This is a genomic window from Flavihumibacter fluminis, assembly GCF_021491375.1.
In the GTDB taxonomy this organism is placed as follows: domain Bacteria; phylum Bacteroidota; class Bacteroidia; order Chitinophagales; family Chitinophagaceae; genus Flavihumibacter; species Flavihumibacter fluminis.
The window spans coordinates 1,050,964-1,070,760 of sequence record NZ_JAKEVY010000002.1 but is presented as its reverse complement, the minus strand read 5'-3'; the positions used below and the strand labels follow the sequence as shown (position 1 = coordinate 1,070,760).

Genomic DNA, 19,797 nt, shown 5'->3' with positions numbered 1-19,797 from the left:
CACTATGAAAAAGCTATTGCTTATTACTTCTTTATTTGTGTTGGTCGCCTGCCAGAAGGAATCGGAGGCACCAGCAGAAAATTCAACGGAAGAATCAGCCTCCACTCCGGGTACCTCCACTGGCAGTAATGCCATTGTTTACAACGTGAATAAAAATACCATGCTGCAATTGATAAATGATGTCCGCAGCAAGGGATGCAACTGCGGCAGTACTGTAATGCCCCCGGTTGGAAAACTGGAATGGAATGATAAGTTAGCAAAAGCTGGCTACCTGCATTCGGTAGATATGAATGCTAAAAACTATTTCTCCCACACCAGCCAGGATGGCCGCAGTCCGGGTGACCGTATAACCGCCCAGGGATTTAACTGGAGTACTTATGGCGAAAACATCGCACGTGGACAATCCAATGAAGCAGCAGTCATGAATAGCTGGCTCAACAGTGAGGGCCATTGTAAAAACATTATGAATGGACGGTTTAAATATGTAGGTGTGGGTATGCAGAATAAATACTGGACCCAGGTTTTTGGCACCTTACGATAGTTAGTTGCTATCCTTACTTAATTCTTCCTTTATTACAGGATATAATGCTTTTGCCCATTGAGCATAACCACCTTCCACCAGGTGAACTCCGTCTCTGGAATAATACCGGGTATCCAGATTACCAGTACTGGTAAGGAAATTTAGGTGTAGCGGCAGATACCGGATCCCTTCCAGCTGGTGGTTTTCCAGCAGGAGATGAATACTTTCATATTGCTGTCGCCTGAACTCATTTTTTTCCATTCCCGCCGGTAAAGGCCCGATCAGGACCAAACGGGTATTGGGCAAATTGGTCCGAATCCATTTGTAACAGGCTTTAATGCCTTCAACAATTTCTTCCGGACTATCATCTAGCATATTATTTACTCCAATAGTTAATACAATCAATTTTGGATTGGCTTGTATAAATCCACTGTTCTGAAGTCGCCATAAGATGTTCTGCGTTCGATCTCCACTGATTCCAGCAGACATCCAACGATAACCGGAAAAAAGGGAATCAAAAGCCGGCTTACCCAACTTGTAGGTCACATTCGGGCGATTGCCCCCAATTCCCTGGGTGATGGAATTGCCTAGAAATACAATATCTGCGCCTGCACCAGCTCTCAGCATAGAATCAATATCCTCGTGTTGTTTCCACCAATCGGCTCCTTCCTTCCAACCGGCACCTGAACGGAACTCACTGCCTGGTGCAGCCATGGAAGCGAAATTGATTTTATGTCCTGTTGCCCGAAGAATAAAATTCAATATGGGAGTTGGATTCGGCAAGCTATGAGGATGATGCCTGATACCCGGTTTTCGAATCACAGAAATATGCCCTCCTGCATCCCGAATCCGTTTTTCAAACGGTGCCGTATTTTCATCTAACGGCACAATTTCATCCTGCTCGCCAACCACATGAATCAATGGAATTCGCAAGGATGCAATCTGTTCTGCTTTATCCAGTGGCGACTGGGCAAACTTTCGGGCATTGGTTTCCGTTAACTTATACGCCTTCTTGAAAAGCTCCCAATCCGATTTACTGCCAGGTCCTTTGCCCAATCCTCCCGGCCAGCTTTTAAGATTGAGGACAGGTGCATCGGCATAAATACAGGCCACTTTTTCCGGGTTCTGCAGTGCCCAATTGTAGGCATAAACGCCTCCCCTGCTCATCGATTCCAGTACTGCTTTTGGAGCCATTCCCATTTTTTGCAGGGCAGCATAAAACTCATTCCAGATACTGATCGCTCTGGCATTTCCATATAATTCAGCCACATCACAGTAAACGATATGAAATCCTCTTTCCAGCAGTGCCCGGTCAAGTTGTGGCTCATGCCCCCAGAACCGTGCTCTCCATACCCAGGGTCTACCGATAGCGGTTTTTTTAGGTACCACTACGTGAATGCTTCTACCTTTAAACACTCCGTTCAACTGGCTGTAGCCATAGAAGTTCGAGAGAGTTGCAGTAAGAAAAGAGAATTGCTTCCAATCCGGGGTTTCCTCTTCTTTGAATTTCAGCACCTCATACAATCGTTTAGCCAGTACCGTTGCCCCCAATGAATTTGGATGAATTTTATCCGGTATCAAGTTGGCCTGATTGATGAATAATTGATAACAATCGACCAGCTCAACACCTGATTCCAAAGCTACCTGTTGAATTACCGGATGGATTTGCTGGACAATCACCGGATCATAAATACCCATACTATCCGAAGAAAAGGAAGGCAAAGGAAGTAACAATACAACCCGGGGACGGGATGCTAAATCCTGGTATTTTTTAATCAGTGCTTGAAGGTCTTTATTAAATTCTTTTAAAAAAGGCCGGTTGACCGCCTTACTATCATTTGTTCCCAGTTTGATGAAAACAATATCCGGCTGAAACTCCAGTGATTGCTGAAATTGCGCACTTTCCCAATAAGGTTTATTGCCATTTTTTAATAACGTAGTTCCGCCCAGGCCAAAATTTCGTACGATATAATCTGCACCAAGCATGGATTGGAGCTGGGCGGGATAACTGTTTTTTTCCCGATTAACAACTCCGGAACCGTATGTAATACTATTACCAACGCAAGCGATCCGAATGGGTACAGCAAATCCCGCTAATACGAACAAACAACCAGCCAGAAGGCAGCTCAGGTATTTAAGTGATAACATGGGCAGATTTTATTTTAAAGGTTTTGAAGTGGCCAATGCAATCACTCTCCCTTCCTTGCCTACGGCATTGTAAAAATGATAGACCGTTCCTTTCCAGTTTACCACCATGGGCTTGTGAGCATAGGTTTCATCGTAAGGTTCCGAAGACTCCACAAGGTTGTCCCCCTCCCATTCGGTCCAATTCTCCAGGTCATAGGAACAGGCAAAACGTTCAAAAGCGCCAGGTCTGTCGGGCCAGAATGCACCAAAATAAAATAGCACATAAAGGTCTCCCATCTTAATCAGTTGTGCATCCCCGCAGATACTACCTTTGATTTTTCTTGAAATGATTGGGTACTTTCCCAACCGGGTCCAGGTTTTCAGATCTTTCGAGCCCGCCATAGCTATATTTTCATATTTCGCGGTATCGCCTGCTGCATTGTAAAACATCAGGAAAGGATACCCCCGGAGCTGATCCGGATCTTCTATAATCGTGGATTTAAAGATCGTACCGTTATCATACCAACGGGCATCCTTGTCCGAAGCAGCCAGCACAGGCTGTTCCAACCTTGTCCATTCGATTGGCTCAGTTGGATTTTTCGCATAGGCGATACCGGTACCCAACCGGCCTGCTTCATACCCTTTCTCCGATCCTCCGAGGTAAGACATCCAATAGTTGCCGTTATAGGACTGAGGAGTATAGGTCCCGTTCCAATTAATATCCAGCAACCCCAGGTAACCCGCTTTCTGCTGGGCATCCCAACCAGAATCGGTAAACGAAAGCAATCGCCCCCTGGTAGTCCATTGTAATAGATCCGGACTTTCAGCCAGCCAGGTTTCATAGCCTCTACCATCGAATACGATATAAGTCATAAACCACTTGCCCTCCCATTGAAAGATAGTTGGACTGTCAATCATTTTTGTAGTATCCGGATGTCTGAATACCACCCCGTATTTATACGGGGTCTTAATTTTCTCATAAACCGAATCCATGGTAGCTGCTTCCACCTTAACAGGCTTTGGAGAATGGCAGGAGACCAGAAAAAACAAAACACCGGTTATAAGCAGTCGCATAGATCTTTTTCAGTTTATCATTAAATTATGTAAATTCCAATTACTCTGATTCGTGCATTCTTCCCTTCTCTATTTCTTTTTTAACATGAAGATGCGATTTCAACAGCTCGTACTGTGCAGTTTATTCCTGTTCATACAGAGCCTCTTTATTTCCTGCAAAGAGAATGCACAGCAGGATACGTATAGTCAGTATGAAGATAGTTCGGCCATCGCCTATGGTCCCTATCGAATTTTAAAACTCCCGATTACCAAAGGAGTAACCATCCAAAATCCGATTCAGATCAGTGCTGGTCCGGGCGGATTTATCTATGCCGCCAATGCTTCAGGTGCTATTTACCGCCTGCTGGATTCAAACGCCGATGGCATAGAAGATGAAGCAGGTTTGTATTGTTCAGTTGCGGATAATGGGTTGCATAATCCAGGTGGATTTGCCTTCCGTGGGGATACGATTTTTATTGGCACCCGGGAAGAAATCATGGCCTATGTCGATCTGGACAAGGATGGCAAGGCCGATAGCAGCTGGACTTTTTTCAGAGATATTCTACAAAGCGAACATCCCTATGAATGGATCAGCGGATTGTGTTTTGGAAAAGACAATTGTTTATATGGAGCAGTAACGACAGACTCCTGGAATGCAGGCGCTTCACCAGATCCCAACGGATACCGGGGTGCAATTCTAAAAATTTCCCCTGATGGGAAACAGGCAGAGCGACTTGCAACAGGAATCCGATCAGTTTATGGCATGAGCTTTCATCCGGATGGCAATCTATTTTTTGCTGATAATGAAGGCGACGGTAATCGGACGGAAGAATTAAACCGGTTGGTACCTGGAAAGTTCTATGGGCATAATGCTAAAAAGTACAAACTCACTGATTCTACCGAAAAACCGGTTTTGTCCTTCCAAATGGAATTGGCTCCGAGTGGAATCGAGTTTAATTCAACGGAAAATGATTTTGGCGGAACAGCCGGTGATTTATTTGTCGCGTTTTACGGGCCGGCCGAACGTTGGAAAAGAGGAGGTATTGCAAGAGTACGGATTTCAAAAGCAGAATCGGGTCAGATAGACCTTTTTGAATATCCCGTGGCTGATATTCCCAAATTAAGCGACCTAACTTTTGGCAAAGATGGGTCACTTTATGCAGCCACACATGGAGTTGCGGATTACTGGTATAATCCGATCCAGGAAAGCTCCGGAGGTTTTTATAAACTGGTATATGACCCACAACTAAAAGTCAAAACTCAACAGCAACGATCTGTAAAACAGGAAACATTCAGCAGCAGTTCCCTGGAGAAAGGAAAAGACCTGTACAAAATCACTGCCTGTTTTGCCTGCCATGCAACTGAAGACGGACAGGAGTTGTTGGGACCAACATTGAAAGGTCTTGGCAATCGCATGTCGCGCGAAGAAATCTATGAATCCATCATGAATCCTTCAGCGATCATCAAACCCAGTATGGAAGGAACAAAAATCACTTTAAAAAATGGCAAGGTACTACTGGGAAGAATTGTGAATGCCGATAAACAACAATTTGATTTGATGTTGATTGGCAACCAGGTAGTGCAGGTAAAACGTACTGAAATAGCGATCTTTGAAACACAGAAAAAATCATTAATGTACGAGGGATTAATAAAAAATTTACCCAAAGCAGATCAGGAAAGTTTACTGGATTATTTGCAAAGTCTGAAGTAAGGAACACATATGAAAAAATTAGTTCTGATTGGTTGCAGCATTTTGTTGACACTAAGTTTAGTGGCACAGAAAAAAACAAGGAAAGCAGTATTTATTATAGTGGATGGGATTGCAGCGGATATCATTGAACGGGAAAATCTTCCTGCACTGAAAGCAATTGCCAGCCAGGGTGCTTATTACAGGGCCTGGCTGGGCGGCGAGAAGGGAGGTTATTCTCAAACGCCCACCATTTCTGCAGTTGGATATAACTCTGTTCTCACCGGAACCTGGGCGAATAAACACAATGTTTGGGGTAATGGAATTGAGGCGCCCAATTACTTTTATCCAACTATTTTCCGCTTATTGAAAAACCAGTATCCTCAAAAAAAAATCGGCATTTTTTCAAGTTGGCTTGACAACCGGACTAAATTAATAGGTGATGGATTAGCCGCAACCGGTTTTATCAAGGCTGATTATGTGGCTGATGGATTTGAACTGGATACCATTCGTTTCCCACATGACAAAGAACATCGGTATATGGAACGTATTGATCAGGCAGTAGCGCAAGCTGCTGCCGATCATATCACTCAATACGGACCAGATCTGAGTTGGGTGTATATGCAGTATACGGATGATATGGGCCATATGCATGGGGATCACCCGGAATACTTTAAAGCGGTTCGGGAAATGGATCAAAAAATTGGACTAATCTGGAATGCCATCAAAGAAAGAGAAAAGAAACAGGGTGAAGAATGGCTTATTTACATTACAACGGATCATGGACGTGATGCCGCAACCGGCAAGGGGCATGGCGGACAATCCTACCGGGAGAGAAATATCTGGATTGTGACGAATAAAGCCGGCGACAATACCTATTCCAAATTCTTCAAACCTGCGAACACGGATATTTTGCCAAGTATCGCCCATTTTCTTTCCATACAGCTTCCGGTTGAAGTTAAAAGAGAATTAGACGGACAAAGCCTGTTGGGACCATCGGTCATTACTAATATGCAAGTGAACTATTTTCAGGAGAAGATAGATGTGAGTTGGACAGCACTGGACAAAAATGCAGAAGTAAAAATATTGGTCAGTACAACCAATAATTTCAAGACCGGGAAAGCGGATGAATACAAAGAACTAGCCAGGGTTCCGGCTGGAAAAGGGTCCTATATACTGGATGTATCGGGTTTGCCATCTGAATTTTATAAAGTAGTACTCGAAACTCCCGGAACTACGTTGAATCGCTGGATTGATTTAACCCCAAAAAAAGAAAAGGCAAGCACGGACTAATTAGCAAACTTATCCGCCAGTCGGTTCATTTCCGCTGCACTCAGGTTTTTACCTCCTTGAATAACAATTTTGTATTTGAATTGAATGGATTGTCCGGGCTCCAAAACTTGGTTGCGGCTTTCTTTTCCATTGCTGAATATAGCAGCGCCCAGCGGATTCAATGCAAACAAACCATATCCCCGGGCATGCCAATAAGTTGGATAACCAATATTGGAGGGATGATCCATCATCGCAACAGTAACAGGGGCTGCTTTGATTTTTCCGTTTAACATCACCCATCGAGCGCGACTGCTCCAAACAGCATCACCAGTAAGGCCTTCACTGCTGGTATACAAGCCGGTGATGTTTTCTGCTGGCAATTGATCCACTTTGGTAACTATACCATTGGCATCCACAAAGGAACTGGCTTCTTTGGAAGGCTGTTCCAGTTCGCGGGCTACCCGGATGGCCAGCATACCATCCTTTACGTCTTTAAAAATAACCTGCTTATCAGCAGCCGTAAGGGTGGTACTTCGTTGGACCTGCCATTGATCACCTATTACAGTAAACAGAAACTCTGTTTTTTCTTTCAATTGTAGTTCGCCCGCTTTATTCTTCCATAGCGTAAGAACCACTAATATTGCCTGATCTCCACGCGCCTCCTGTTTCAGTATTTCCTGGTGGAAAATGGAACCATAGGATGCTCTTTTTTCAAAGGGAATAGCGGTGGAGTTATTCCAGAAATCAAGTCCGTTTACCGATTCATAATTTAGCCATAACCCAACATGGTGCGGATGATCGGTTCGGTCGCCCTGCCTGGGTGCAATTGGGAAACCCCTTGTAACCGTAGTTCCCGAAACTGTATTTAGAGGATACAGCACCGGTTTCATAATGGAATCATCATACCGGTAGGCTGTCAGTAACCGGTTTTTATAGTGTAGTTCATGAATTTTCTGATCCGGTATATTCACCCATTTCAAACCGGATAACTGAGCATTGGAAAAAATTGGCAGCACTAACAGTGCTGCACAACCGATAATAAAAGACTTCATGGTAAATTTTAATATTTGAACACTTTACCATCCACCAAAACCTGTTTGGTTTTGGAATCGAATACCGCTTTGCCACCCGTCCGAACCGCTGCATTCGTCATTATGGTAGCAATGGAGTGATTATAACCCGCTTCAACAGGAGCATTGGGCTGCTTCCGGCTCCGGATACATTCCATCCAGTTTCGCATATGCGCACTTGTTAGCGGATCGCCGCCGGTATTGGCAGACGCAGCCACTTCAATTTTTTCAGCAACCAGGTCCATTTCCGGTAAAAGATTGGGTTGCATTTTCATGGCATCGGCATGGTTCTTACGCAATCCACCGGCTGGTGAAACTTTATTGGTAATCAGGTTCAATTCCCCTCCATTGGAAAAATAAAGTTCAGCGGGGCGTTCATCACCGTTATGCATACGCGAAGAAAAGATTACCTGAAATCCGGATGTGGCATCGTTCTCCGGACCATAATCAAATACGGCGGTAGTAGTGTCCCAGTTCGTTCTTCCATCCTTCCACATATAGATACCTCCGTTGGCAACTACGCTTCTGGGATGCGCGAGCCCGGAGAACCAGTGTACAGTATCAATCTGATGACTCATCCATTGTCCGGGCATACCGGAAGAATAGGGCCAGAACAGGCGATACTCCAGGTATTTCCGTGGATCCCAGGCTTCATAAGGACGATTTAGTAAAAAGCGTTTCCAATCTGTATCCTGTTCACGGATAGCTGCCACCAGGTCGGGCCTCCGCCATCTGCCGGGCTGGTTCACATTCCAGGTCAGTTCCACCATGGTAATAGGACCGAATTTGCCTTCACCAATAAATTTCGCTGCTGCTTTGTAATTGGGTCCGCTTCGTCGCTGGGAACCGATCTGCACAATTTTACCGGCCTGCTTCACTGCAGCCAAAGCCGCATTGTTATCATCCATCGTCTCCGCGAAAGGTTTTTCCGTATAGGCGTCTTTACCTGCTTTCATGGCTTCGATCGTATGCAGCGCATGCTGGAAATCAGCCGTACTGATGATAACCGCATCAATATTTTTCAGCGCATATAGCTCCTCGTTATTAACGCAGGCTTTGATATCGTGACCAAACTTTTCTTTCAATTGGGAAGCACCTTCCTCCCTTCTTCGTTTCCAGATATCGGAAACAGCCACCATATCAAAATTCAATTCCCTGGAATGGTTCATAAAACTGGGAAGGAGTGATTGGCGAAAACGATCGGAAAAGCCCACTACGCCAACATTTACGCGGTCATTGGAACCGATGATACGGGCATAGGAAGCAGCGCTTAGTCCCATGGTACCGAGATATACCCCGGCTCCGGCTTTTATTGATTGCCGGATAAAATTTCTTCTGTTGGTCATCTTGATGAATTAAAAAACCGGAGCATAAAATAGCTCCGGTTCAGGGTTAAATTGAAAATTATCTTCCGAAAATACCTTTAAGCGCATCGAGTGCATTGCCACCGGCCATACCGCCACTATTACCTCCGGCATTGCCACCGCCAGTAAACATGCCGGCCAAATCCTGGAAATCAACATCCCCATCTCCATCGCGATCCAGTCCGCCGCCTGCCAGTTTTCCAACCAGCCCTTCCAGGTTCATACCGGAAGTACGGCCACCGCTCAATTGCCCAAATAATCCATCCAGACTAAAACCATTATTAGAAGGATCATTGGTTCTGCTAATCAGTTGATTCAGGATCATTGGCAACAGGCTTCCTACCAGAGAACCAGCCTTCCCCTGGTCCATGCCAAATCTGCCCATCATATCACTGATAACATTACCTGACAGGTTTTGAACCACCGGGTTATTCTGATCCACTTGTCCCTGGGCAAAAATGCCCAATACTTCTTTTACATTCCCCTGCGCCATCATCCCTTGCAATCCCGAAAGAATGGAAGCACCGGTTGCCTGAATCGCTTCATCATTGCGTTCATTGGGAATATCTGGGTTGTTGATAATGCTTTCCCCGGCATTTTCCCGAATAAGGTTGAGTAGGTTCTCTATCATAATTGCTGATTTTGGAAATATAATTTACGTTGATTTTCGTTCCATCCTAACTTGTGTTCAGAATTAAATCAAGATTTAATGGAGGTAAAAATTGAGGCTGGCTGGAAAGCTTTTTTGAAGCAGGAGTTTCATCAACCCTATTTCCTGCAGGTGGTGACACATTTGAAAACGGAGAAAAGTGCCGGGAAAATCATTTATCCGCCTGGTTCTATGATATTCAATGCCTTTGATAAAACACCACCAGACAAACTGAAAGTTGTAATACTGGGGCAGGATCCCTATCACAATCCGGGACAGGCACACGGATTAAGTTTTTCGGTTCCGGATGGGGTTACACCACCACCCTCCCTGCTCAATATCTACAAAGAAATTGCGGCGGATATTGGCTTGCAGCTTCCGCGTAAAGGTAACCTGGAAAAATGGGCCGAACAGGGGGTATTGCTCCTGAATGCCGCTCTGACGGTTCGTGCAAATGAACCCGGAAGTCATGCCAAAATTGGCTGGATGGATTTCACGGACGCGGTGATTCGTGCCATCAGCGAACGTAAAGAACACATCGTATTTCTGTTGTGGGGAAGATTTGCGCAGGAAAAACAGGTATTGATTGATGAAACCAAACACCTCGTATTAAAAGCGGCACATCCCTCTCCCTTCAGTGCTGATAAAGGTTTTTTTGGATGCCGTCATTTTTCCAAAACCAATGAGTACCTGGTTAAAAACGGCATTGATCCCATCGATTGGTCATTGTAAACTACCTTCGCAACATGAATTGGTTCAAAGAAGTTTTTGGCAGGATATGGGCTTTATGGGCAATCCTTTTATTCACCCTAACCATGGTGGTATTCCTAATACCAGTGGCCTTATTTTGTATGACGATTGGAGAACCCAGGCGGACACATCGGTTCATTCGTTATTCACGCATCTGGATGGGTGTATTCTTGCCGGGTATTGGTTGTCCGCTTTTTGTAAAAGGTAAAGAACATTTCAAAAAAGGGCAGCCTTATATTGTAATCTGCAATCACAATGCCTTAATGGATGTACCGATCTCCTCTCCCGCCATTCCCGGAGGCAATAAAACCATTGCAAAGGCAGAGATGGCAAAGATTCCGGTTTTTGGGATCATTTACAAATTGGGCAGCGTGCTGGTGGATCGTAAAAGCGATAGAAGCCGGAAGGAAAGTTATGGCCGCATGAAAGAAGTTTTGGCGATGGGTTTACATATGTGTATTTATCCGGAAGGCACGCGTAACACCACTGACCAGCCATTAAAACCTTTTCACGATGGTGCTTTCCGTTTAGCGATAGATACTAGGACACCTATTATTCCCGGTGTAATTTTTAATACCCGAAAAGTTAATCCGCCCCATAAATCTTTTTACCTGATGCCTCATCCCCTGCGCATCGAATTCCTTGAACCCATTGAAGTATTGGATACAGATACAGTGGATAGTTTGAAAGAGCGGGCGTATGAATTGATGAGCGAGAAAGTGAGACGTCAGATGTGAGACGTGAGACGTCAGATGTGAGACGTGAGAAGTGTTTTCCTTTTCACATCTCACGTCTCACATCTCACCTTCTTATTGCGTATAGAAGAATTTTGACCGGTTAATTTTCAAATCTCTCAACAGCCCTGATTTCGGGTTGATCGTAATATTGAAGGTGCGATACAAACCAACCGGGGTGATATTGATACCTAATTGCCAGCAATGCAGTTCGCGGCTAAGGAACATCGTTAGCTGCTGTATGGAAGCGCCCCGGAAATCATAGAAGGTACTTGCGCCAAGCTTCCATTTAGGCGTAAGATTGAAATCTCCGCTTACATTGACACTGGAATTAATCTGGGTTTCATAACCAGAATAATCTCTTTTTAAAAGGCGGCTGAAGCTCAGTGAATAGGATAGGTTCACCGACCAGGGGATATTGAAATCGGCGTATTCAGCCGGATTGTTTCGCACATTGTTGATTAATGCCTGCTGTTCTTCATTGGTCATCGGCAGTCCGATTCCACTCAGGTCTTCATCCGGTGGAATTTCTTTTTTCTCCTTCTGTTTGCTGGTAAAAGAAGTAGATACGGCAATGTTTCCCGAAGTAATCCTACCCAATGAAAATCCATCTCCTGACCAGGCCAGTTCATTGATCCGGTACCCCTGGCGGTCTGTCTTGTATGGATCGAGGCTCGCAGAAGCCGTGATATTGATCTTTTCAAACAAGGTGCTTCTCAGGTACAGGCTGATAGGTGATAACTGAAAACTATCCGCCAGGAAGTTGTAACTGCCGGTTAGACCGAAACCATCAATGAGTCGCACTTTTCGGATACCATCCTCCGAAGTAGTATCTTTCTTCGAACGAACTTTCATTTCGAGGTTATTATCCAGTGTGAAACTGAGACCACCGAATTCACCTTCGCCGAAGGCGCCAAACAAACTACCGGCATACCTGCTGAAACGAACCTGCCTGCCGGTAGTATCTACCTGGGTGGAATAATAATCCTTACCGTTCAGGTCAGGTTTATAACTGGCTGAAACCGATGGGCGGATCACATGGCGAATCGCACGTATGCTGCTGTTTTTACCAAACTTATCATAGGTACCAAATAGTGCGGTATTCAGGCTCATGCTGAATGACATGTCCCTGGCAGTGTAAAAACCCCGATTGATGGAAGTATCAATTTTATTGGTGGCAGGATTCCAGGTACGATCAAATTGCTGGGCATACCAACGTTCTGAATAACTTATACCCGGTGCAATCTGGATGGGTCCCAGGGATGGAAGCGAAAGCGTAATCGGAATATTGTGCTGGGCGCCCCATTGCATGGTATCAATCAACTGGGTAAAGCTGAATGCACTGTCATAAAAAGAAACCTGGTTCCGGAATTGAGAGTTCAAACCAATCCCCAGTTTTTCATACCATTTCGGTGTACCCACAAATTCTTTCTTCTGAAAAGGATAAAAGTTATTGACGGTGAAAGATCCATCCGGGAAACGAACATTTACCTGGCGGGTCCGGTTATTCTGATCATGCCCGGCGGTTAAACTAAGGTTGAATTTGTTATTCCAGTTTTTGGTGTAGGCGATGGACGAATACATCTGGTTCTGGAAGTTGATGGATGGGTTGGCTCCAACAAAACGGTTGTACTGCGTAGAACCAGCATTTACACTGGCCTGGAAACTGGTACCGGGCCTGGCTTTGGCATCTGCCACATGACTCCACTGAACATTGAAACTTCTGTTTACATCAAATTCCTTTGTCGCATCCCGACTCAGGATCCGGGTATTCTGCATGGAAAGATTGAGCCGGCCAGAATACCGATAGCGTCGTTTATAGGTAGGTGTTAGTACGGCCCTCCAGCCACCATAGGAATAAATATCACCCCGAAGCATGACATCAAATTTTTCTCCCAGGACCTTATAATACCCAACCCCTTCTAAACCCAGACCAAATTGTTCATTAGCAACAAACTGAGGTGGCAGGATACCGGATTTGCGCCCCTGTGATAGTGGGAAAAATCCAAATGGGATATATACAGGAACGGGAACACCTTCAAATTCAGGATGGATGGGGCCGCTCACAGCCAGTTTTTTATTTACCAGCTTCAGTTTTTTGGTGCGGAAAGCAAAGTGCGGGGTATCGAGGTTACAGGTAGTAAACCGGCCATCCAGGGCAAAGAAATCATTGATGTTAACTTTCTTGATCCTGCTGCCATATACGAACATCTCCCCCTGCTGGGTAAAAGTGCTTTTGGTGATACCTTTCTGGGTCTTGAAATTATAAATAATGGAATCCGCATCCATATTACTTTCTCCCTGTACAAAATGCGGTTTGCCCTGTTTTTCACCTAAACTGTCCACCATGTAGGTAGCTACCACAATCTGGGTCGGCTGATCCAGTTCAATGCTATAGGCAGTCAGATCCAGGTCTTTGTACTTGGTACTGGCTTTATTATAAAGCGTTATTTTTTTTGTAGGCACATCCAGCACCATGGAATCGGAAGCTGAATATTGAACAGGGGCATCCAGGGAATCCGAAGAAATCTTAACATTTAAAGTATCAATTTGCTGGACCAGTTTGCCGGTTGTATCCCTGATCGGGTTGCCAAGACTGTCTTTTTTGAGTGGCAGGCTATCCACTTTGGAAGGAACTGTATCGCGCTGCTGAAGCGTTAAAGGGGCATTAAATTTTCCAGAAAATGGATAATTCGCCTTGGAAGCGTGCGTTAATATTACAAGCAGCAGTGCAAAAAGCCCGATAAAAATGTATTTTAAACTAAATTTGCCGCCGTCCTTCATACTATTGAATGGGGGCAAAAATAGGGATTCGATACCCATTATTCAAAGGTTATTGTATGATCAGATTGTTCAAGACCCGACTCTATATAGTTATCGCTGCCGGCGTGTTGCTAATATTTTCAAAAAACAGCAACGCCCAGGCCAACAAGAATGCGCTGAAGACGGTAATCATTGATGCCGGCCATGGCGGACGGGACCCCGGAGCACGGGGACTTATTTCCACAGAAGCCGAAGTTGCCTTATCAATTGCACTGAAATTGGGTAAGGAATTAGAACAGGCTTTTCCTGAAATAAATTTCATTTACACAAGAAAAGATGCCAATCTTCCAAAGGGAGTAACCGACCCCAACCTGGCGAACAGGATCAGGGCTGAAATGGCCAATGAAGCAAAGGGCGATCTCTTCATCTCCATTCACCTGAATGCGACCGGTCAGAAAGCCGGGGGATGGTATCAGAAAAAAATTGTTGGGTATAAGAACAAGGTGGTTTATGTTGGAAAAGGAAAAACCAGGAAGAAAAAGCTGATCAAACAACCGATTTATCAAAGTTATTATGTGAAAAATACCCGGATAGGCACGGAAACTTATATTTGGGCGGCTGACCGATCCAGTGCAAAAAGTGAGAATATCGTACTGGATGAAGAGGAAAGCGGTGAAGAAGAACCGGTAGATGATCCAAACAACGTTCTGGATCTGAATTCCCCCGAAGCGAAAATCCGGGCACAATTATATACCAAATATTTCTTTCGTAATTCAGCACTGCTGGCACAATTTGTTGAGGAAGAGTTTGCCAATGCAGGAAGGAAAAGCTTTGGTGTGAAGCAACGAAACCACAAGGGAATCTGGGTCTTACAGGCAACTGGTATGCCCAGCATCCTGATTGAGACCGGTTTTATTACCAATAAGGAGGAAGAAGAGTACCTGGTAAGTGAAGCCGGACAGCAGGAAGTGGTTACCAATATAGTAACTGCGTTCAAACGCTATAAAGAAGAATTGGAAAACCCACGGCATTTGCCCCGAAACACAACTGGAAATTAAATCCTTACATTTGACTCCAATTCATAGTGCATGAAAATATCTAATGAAACCAAGATCGGAATCCTGGCAGTGGTAAGTATTACCTTACTGATACTTGGCTTCAATTTTCTGAAAGGAAAAAGTTTCTTCGACAAAAACGATCAGGTATATACGATCTTTCCGAAAGTAACCGGACTCGCGAATTCAAGTCCCGTTTTACTCAATGGTCTTCAGATCGGGATGGTTTCTGAAATTCGTGAACGCAGCCCCAATATTGAAGACGGAATAGTTGTAACCATCAACCTGGCCCGCCATATTAACATTCCAAAAAATTCCGTTGCCTTTATTGATGCAAGTCTTTTGGGCACCTCCAACCTTGTAATTGAACCAGGTTCTGCCGGTGAATTCCTGGCAGATGGGGATACGATAGGCAGCAAAGTGAAAATGGCGATGCTGGATGAAGTAACCGGCACACTGAACCCCGCCCTGAAATCCCTGGATGGCACACTTGTTTCCCTTGATTCACTCATCCAGGTAGTAGGGACTTATTTTGATCCCAATACCAAAAATAATTTCCATACTATCATTGCCAATCTGGCAAAAGCTTCTGCCGCATTAAATCAATTGATTGCATCACAGAACAGCAATCTTAATAAAACCATGGCCAATCTGGAATCGGTTAGTGGCAACCTTGCTTCCAATAATGAAAGTATTACCCATACCCTGGGTAACCTGGAAAAAACCACTGATCAACTGGCTGCTGCCGATATTAAAGGTATGGTAGACAACCTGCAGACAACCATCGGCAATTTGAATGGCCTGGTGGAGAAAGCGAACAGTAAGGATGGGTCATTGGGACTTCTGTTAAATGATAAACAATTATATCAGAACCTGGAAAACACAACCAGAAGTTTGAATATTTTGCTCGATGATGTAAGGGTGCATCCGAAACGATATATTAATGTATCGGTATTCGGTCGTAAAGATAAGAATAAACCCCTGCAGGCGCCCTTAAATGATTCTACACAAACGACGCCACAATCTCAATAAAATGCGACTGGTTGGACTACTGTTAAGCTGGTTGCTTTTGCTGGCAATGCTGCCTGCTATTGCGCAGGAGCCTGTTCCACCTGCCAATCCGGCTGATACCATGGATATTGTACTGGTGCGTAAAACCGATCGGTTTCGTTACGTGAAAAAAGATTCGGTGACCGAGCTCCAGATGCTGGCGGGCAATGTTTTCCTAGAACAGGGAACCACCAAATTTTACTGCGACAGTGCAGTGATTAATCCAGCCACCGGAGTTGTGGAGGCCTTTGGAAACGTACATATTAATGATGCCGACAGCATACACACCTATGCACAATACCTGATCTATTATTCCAATGAGAAAAAAGCCTATCTCAAAAAGAATGTAAGGCTGACGGATGGCAAAGGCGTGCTAACAACCAATGACCTGGAATACGATACCAATTTAAAAATCGGCACCTACACCAATGGAGGTAAAGTAGTCAGTGATAAAACGGTACTGACCAGTAAGGAAGCGATCTATTACGGCGACATGAAAGACGTCTATTTCAAAAAGGACGTAAAGATGAAAGATCCGGAATACGACCTGGCAACAGACTCGCTCCTTTTTAACACAGATAGCCGAATAGCTACCTTTATAACCAAAACGAGAATTGTTTCAGATAGCGGAAGACGTGATATCACCACATCAGAAGGATATTATGATATGAAAAACAAAGTGGCCAAATTCGGTCGCCGGCCGGTGATCAAAGACGGAACCACATTTGTAACCGGAGATGATGTTGGTTTTGATGATAATACCGGTGATAGTTATGCGAGGGGGAATGCGGTATTCCGGGATACAGCCCAGGGCATCTCCATACTGGCCAATGATTTGAAAGCGAATAAAAAAACCAATACCCTGTTGGCAACGCAACGACCGCTGATGATCATCAAACAAAAAGAGGATTCCGTATTCGTATCAGCGGATACCTTGTATTCTGCCCGATTAACGGATAAGGCAGATTACCAGAAAACCTTTATCCGCCCTGTGCAGGTGGTAACGGATAGTTTGGGTACCGACAGCACGGCGCTTTCTGACAGTTTATGGAGGCTTACCGTACTGGACCCGGCAGATACAACTAACCGTAACCGTTATTTCCAGGCCTGGCACCGGGTAAGGATATTCAGTGATTCTTTGCAGGCGGTTTGCGACAGTCTGTTTTATTCAGGAGTGGATTCCATTTTCCGGATGTTTCATGATCCGGTAGCCTGGGCAAATGGGACGCAGGTAACAGGCGATACCATTTATTTATATACCAAAAACAAAGACCCGGAACGGCTGCATGTATTTGATAATGGGCTGGTAATAAACCGGACTGCAGAAGATTTTTACAATCAGATTAAAGGTAATACGATCAATGGCTATTTCACGGATGGCGTAATCAATTACATGCGGGCGAAAGGTTCCGCAGAGAGTATATATTATGCGCAGGATCAGGATTCGGCCTATTCCGGAGTAAACCGATCTACTGCAGATATTATTGATTTTTATTTTGCAAACAAGGAACTCAATCGGGTTGTTTTCCGAAGCTCCGTTGAGGGAACCATGTATCCCTTCCGCCAGGTAAATCATGGTGAAATGCGCTTGCGTGGATTTAAATGGTTGGAAAAAAGGCGCCCAAAAACTAAATTTGAACTTTTCGAGGACCCGGTAATAAACGAATAGCATGGCAACCATTCCCAGCATACGGCAAATCATAAGGAAACAACTAATCAGTCCGATTCAGGAGTTTATCAAAGACAGCCGGGCAGTGGGAATTACATTGTTGGTCTGTACTATTATATCTCTTCTCTTGGCCAACAGCCAATGGAAAGATGCCTATGTGCACTTTATGGAGAAGGAAACACATATCCTACCTTTTCTGCATCTTCCCCACTCCATCTTGCATTGGATCAACGATGGCTTGATGACGGTCTTCTTTTTTCTTGTTGGCATGGAAATCAAACGGGAATTACTGATTGGTGAATTGTCCTCCATAAAAAAAGCATCTCTCCCAATTGCCGCCGCACTTGGTGGAATGCTGGTTCCTGCCGGCATCTATGCAATGTTTAATGCATCCACCCCTTACCATAGTGGTTGGGGCATTCCAATGGCAACCGATATTGCCTTTTCGTTAGGGGTTGCTTCTTTATTAGGCAGCCGTGTGCCGGTTACTTTAAAGATCTTTTTAATGGCGCTGGCTATTATTGATGATTTGGGAGCCATCCTCGTGATTGCTGTATTTTATGGAGGTGATATATCCTGGTATTATCTGCTCGGAGCTGCTGTTTTACTTGGCATCCTGCACCTGTTGAATAAATTAAGAGGCAACAAATGGTGGGTAACGCTTATCATCGGTCTATTGGTTTGGTACTGCATCTTCAATTCTGGTATACATGCTACCATTGCCGGGGTGTTGGTTGCGTTTCTTGTTCCGCTTGAACGTTTATCCAATTATGAGCATGCCCTGCATGACCCGGTGAACTTTATCATCCTGCCACTTTTTGCACTTGCCAATACTGCCATTGAAATACCAGGCAATTTTAGCGAAGCAATTACTACCAGCCTGAGCTGGGGAGTACTGGCCGGACTGGTATTAGGAAAACCATTGGGCATTACACTTGCGTCCTGGATAACCGTAGCAACCGGACTTGGCGAGCGGCCTTCCGGCACCAACTGGATGCAATTGATAGGAATGGGCGCACTCGCTGGCATTGGCTTTACCATGTCTATCTTCATTACCATGCTGGCATTTACAGATCCTGCTACGCAAAATATAGCCAAGCTGGCTATCCTGATTGGCGCTGTGGTTTCGGTTGCTGCAGGATTACTATTACTTTACCTGAGCGGCAAGCCCAAAAACACCCAACCTTAGCGCAATCATGCAATTTTAATGCGGTTTTAAAAGATTGTTTGCTTGTTTGTGCGGTTTTCTCGTATATTGAGGGCCCAACCAACAAACTATGCTTAAACGAGAGCGACAAGCTTATATTTTGCATCAGGTAAACTTGCACAATAAGGTTTTATCAGCTCAGCTTTGCCAGGAAATCAATGTATCAGAAGATACTATCAGAAGGGATCTTCAGGAATTAGCTGATCAGAACAAACTGATCAAAGTGCATGGAGGAGCCCTATCACATTCCTTCAGCCAGGTTAATTTCACTCCGGTCGAAATCTATTCACAGGCCAATAAACAGGAAATTGCCCGCAAAGCAGCAGCCCTGATCGAAGACGGTATGTTCATCCTGACAACAGGCGGAACAACTATTCTGGAAATGGCAAGAGCATTACCGCCCGGGCTAAAAGCCACTTTTATTTCAGGAAGTATTCCGGTAATTATGGAATACAGCAATCACCCCAATATTGATGTAATTGTAATTGGTGATAAGGTAGCTAAAAACTCCAAGATTACCGTTGGTGCAGATGCCATTCAGCAGATAAAAAGTATCCGTGCAGATATCTGTTTTTTAGGTATTAATGCCATTGACATACAACATGGAGTTACTGATAATGATTGGGAAGTGGTGATGGTAAAAAGAGCCATGATTGAATCAGCAAAACGGGTTGTTTGTCTCACTATTTCTGAAAAAATGAATTCCACCCAACCTCTGCATGTTTGCGATATTTCAAAAGTAAATACATTAATAACTGAACTAAACGCAACCGATCCTGCCCTTCAGCCTTACGCTGCAGCTGGAGTACAGGTACTATAAACAGATA

16 protein-coding genes are annotated in these 19,797 nt (G+C 44.5%); 10 read left to right on the top strand and 6 right to left on the bottom strand.

Features of this window, described 5'->3' with window-relative positions:
* Window positions 1–4 precede the first annotated feature (4 nt).
* The gene (locus L0U88_RS10880; protein WP_234866078.1) at window positions 5–541 is read left to right on the top strand and encodes a CAP domain-containing protein; all 537 of its coding nucleotides are present in this window, start codon (window positions 5–7) and stop codon (window positions 539–541) included.
* Here L0U88_RS10880 and L0U88_RS10875 read toward each other — a convergent pair whose 3' ends face one another.
* Window positions 542–2,668 carry a GDSL-type esterase/lipase family protein gene (locus L0U88_RS10875; protein WP_234866077.1) on the bottom strand — a complete coding sequence of 709 codons (2,127 nt, stop codon included), beginning with the start codon at window positions 2,666–2,668 and terminating at the stop codon, window positions 542–544. It abuts the gene before it with no gap.
* 9 nt (window positions 2,669–2,677) lie between these two features.
* Window positions 2,678–3,721, bottom strand: coding sequence for a glycoside hydrolase family protein (locus L0U88_RS10870; protein ID WP_234866076.1), 1,044 nt, complete (start codon window positions 3,719–3,721; stop codon window positions 2,678–2,680).
* Window positions 3,722–3,812: 91 nt separating this feature from the next.
* Here L0U88_RS10870 and L0U88_RS10865 point away from each other — a divergent pair, with 91 nt between their 5' ends.
* Together L0U88_RS10865 and L0U88_RS10860 are read left to right on the top strand one after the other, a co-directional pair.
* The gene (locus L0U88_RS10865) at window positions 3,813–5,411 is read left to right on the top strand and encodes a DUF7133 domain-containing protein (protein ID WP_234866075.1); all 1,599 of its coding nucleotides are present in this window, start codon (window positions 3,813–3,815) and stop codon (window positions 5,409–5,411) included.
* A 9-nt stretch (window positions 5,412–5,420) separates the two neighbouring features.
* Window positions 5,421–6,680 (top strand): alkaline phosphatase family protein, encoded by a 1,260-nt coding sequence (locus L0U88_RS10860; RefSeq protein ID WP_234866074.1) that lies wholly within the window; start codon window positions 5,421–5,423, stop codon window positions 6,678–6,680.
* Here L0U88_RS10860 and L0U88_RS10855 read toward each other — a convergent pair.
* From L0U88_RS10855 to L0U88_RS10845, 3 genes are read right to left on the bottom strand one after another with little or no spacing between them, the layout of a single operon-like run.
* Window positions 6,677–7,711 (bottom strand): DUF6807 domain-containing protein, encoded by a 1,035-nt coding sequence (locus L0U88_RS10855; protein ID WP_234866073.1) that lies wholly within the window; start codon window positions 7,709–7,711, stop codon window positions 6,677–6,679. The genes L0U88_RS10860 and L0U88_RS10855 overlap by 4 nt on opposite strands.
* An 8-nt stretch (window positions 7,712–7,719) precedes the next feature.
* Window positions 7,720–9,075, bottom strand: coding sequence for a Gfo/Idh/MocA family protein (locus tag L0U88_RS10850; protein WP_234866072.1), 1,356 nt, complete (start codon window positions 9,073–9,075; stop codon window positions 7,720–7,722).
* Between the two features lie 58 nt (window positions 9,076–9,133).
* Window positions 9,134–9,724 (bottom strand): DUF937 domain-containing protein, encoded by a 591-nt coding sequence (locus tag L0U88_RS10845; RefSeq protein WP_234866071.1) that lies wholly within the window; start codon window positions 9,722–9,724, stop codon window positions 9,134–9,136.
* A 78-nt stretch (window positions 9,725–9,802) separates the two neighbouring features.
* On the opposite strand from L0U88_RS10845, the gene ung reads away from it, so the two are divergent.
* Both ung and L0U88_RS10835 read left to right on the top strand, forming a co-directional pair.
* Window positions 9,803–10,474, top strand: coding sequence for a uracil-DNA glycosylase (gene ung, locus L0U88_RS10840; protein WP_234866070.1), 672 nt, complete (start codon window positions 9,803–9,805; stop codon window positions 10,472–10,474).
* A gap of 14 nt (window positions 10,475–10,488) precedes the next feature.
* Window positions 10,489–11,229 carry a lysophospholipid acyltransferase family protein gene (locus L0U88_RS10835; protein WP_234866069.1) on the top strand — a complete coding sequence of 247 codons (741 nt, stop codon included), beginning with the start codon at window positions 10,489–10,491 and terminating at the stop codon, window positions 11,227–11,229.
* 72 nt (window positions 11,230–11,301) lie between these two features.
* Here L0U88_RS10835 and L0U88_RS10830 read toward each other — a convergent pair whose 3' ends face one another.
* Window positions 11,302–14,010, bottom strand: a complete 2,709-nt coding sequence (locus tag L0U88_RS10830) for a putative LPS assembly protein LptD (RefSeq protein ID WP_234866068.1) — start codon at window positions 14,008–14,010, stop codon at window positions 11,302–11,304.
* 56 nt (window positions 14,011–14,066) lie between these two features.
* On the opposite strand from L0U88_RS10830, the gene L0U88_RS10825 reads away from it, so the two are divergent.
* The 5 genes from L0U88_RS10825 (at window position 14,067) to L0U88_RS10805 (ending at window position 19,790) form a co-directional block, all read left to right on the top strand.
* The gene (locus L0U88_RS10825; protein WP_234866067.1) at window positions 14,067–15,047 is read left to right on the top strand and encodes an N-acetylmuramoyl-L-alanine amidase family protein; all 981 of its coding nucleotides are present in this window, start codon (window positions 14,067–14,069) and stop codon (window positions 15,045–15,047) included.
* A 30-nt stretch (window positions 15,048–15,077) separates the two neighbouring features.
* On the top strand, window positions 15,078–16,076 hold the full coding sequence (locus L0U88_RS10820; protein WP_234866066.1) for an MlaD family protein: 999 nt from the start codon (window positions 15,078–15,080) through the stop codon (window positions 16,074–16,076).
* A 1-nt stretch (window position 16,077) separates the two neighbouring features.
* Window positions 16,078–17,763 (top strand): OstA-like protein, encoded by a 1,686-nt coding sequence (locus L0U88_RS10815; protein WP_234866065.1) that lies wholly within the window; start codon window positions 16,078–16,080, stop codon window positions 17,761–17,763.
* Window position 17,764: 1 nt separating this feature from the next.
* Window positions 17,765–18,952 (top strand): Na+/H+ antiporter NhaA, encoded by a 1,188-nt coding sequence (gene nhaA, locus L0U88_RS10810; protein ID WP_234866064.1) that lies wholly within the window; start codon window positions 17,765–17,767, stop codon window positions 18,950–18,952.
* A gap of 88 nt (window positions 18,953–19,040) precedes the next feature.
* Window positions 19,041–19,790 carry a DeoR/GlpR family DNA-binding transcription regulator gene (locus L0U88_RS10805; RefSeq protein ID WP_234866063.1) on the top strand — a complete coding sequence of 250 codons (750 nt, stop codon included), beginning with the start codon at window positions 19,041–19,043 and terminating at the stop codon, window positions 19,788–19,790.
* The last annotated feature ends 7 nt before the right edge of the window (window positions 19,791–19,797 follow it).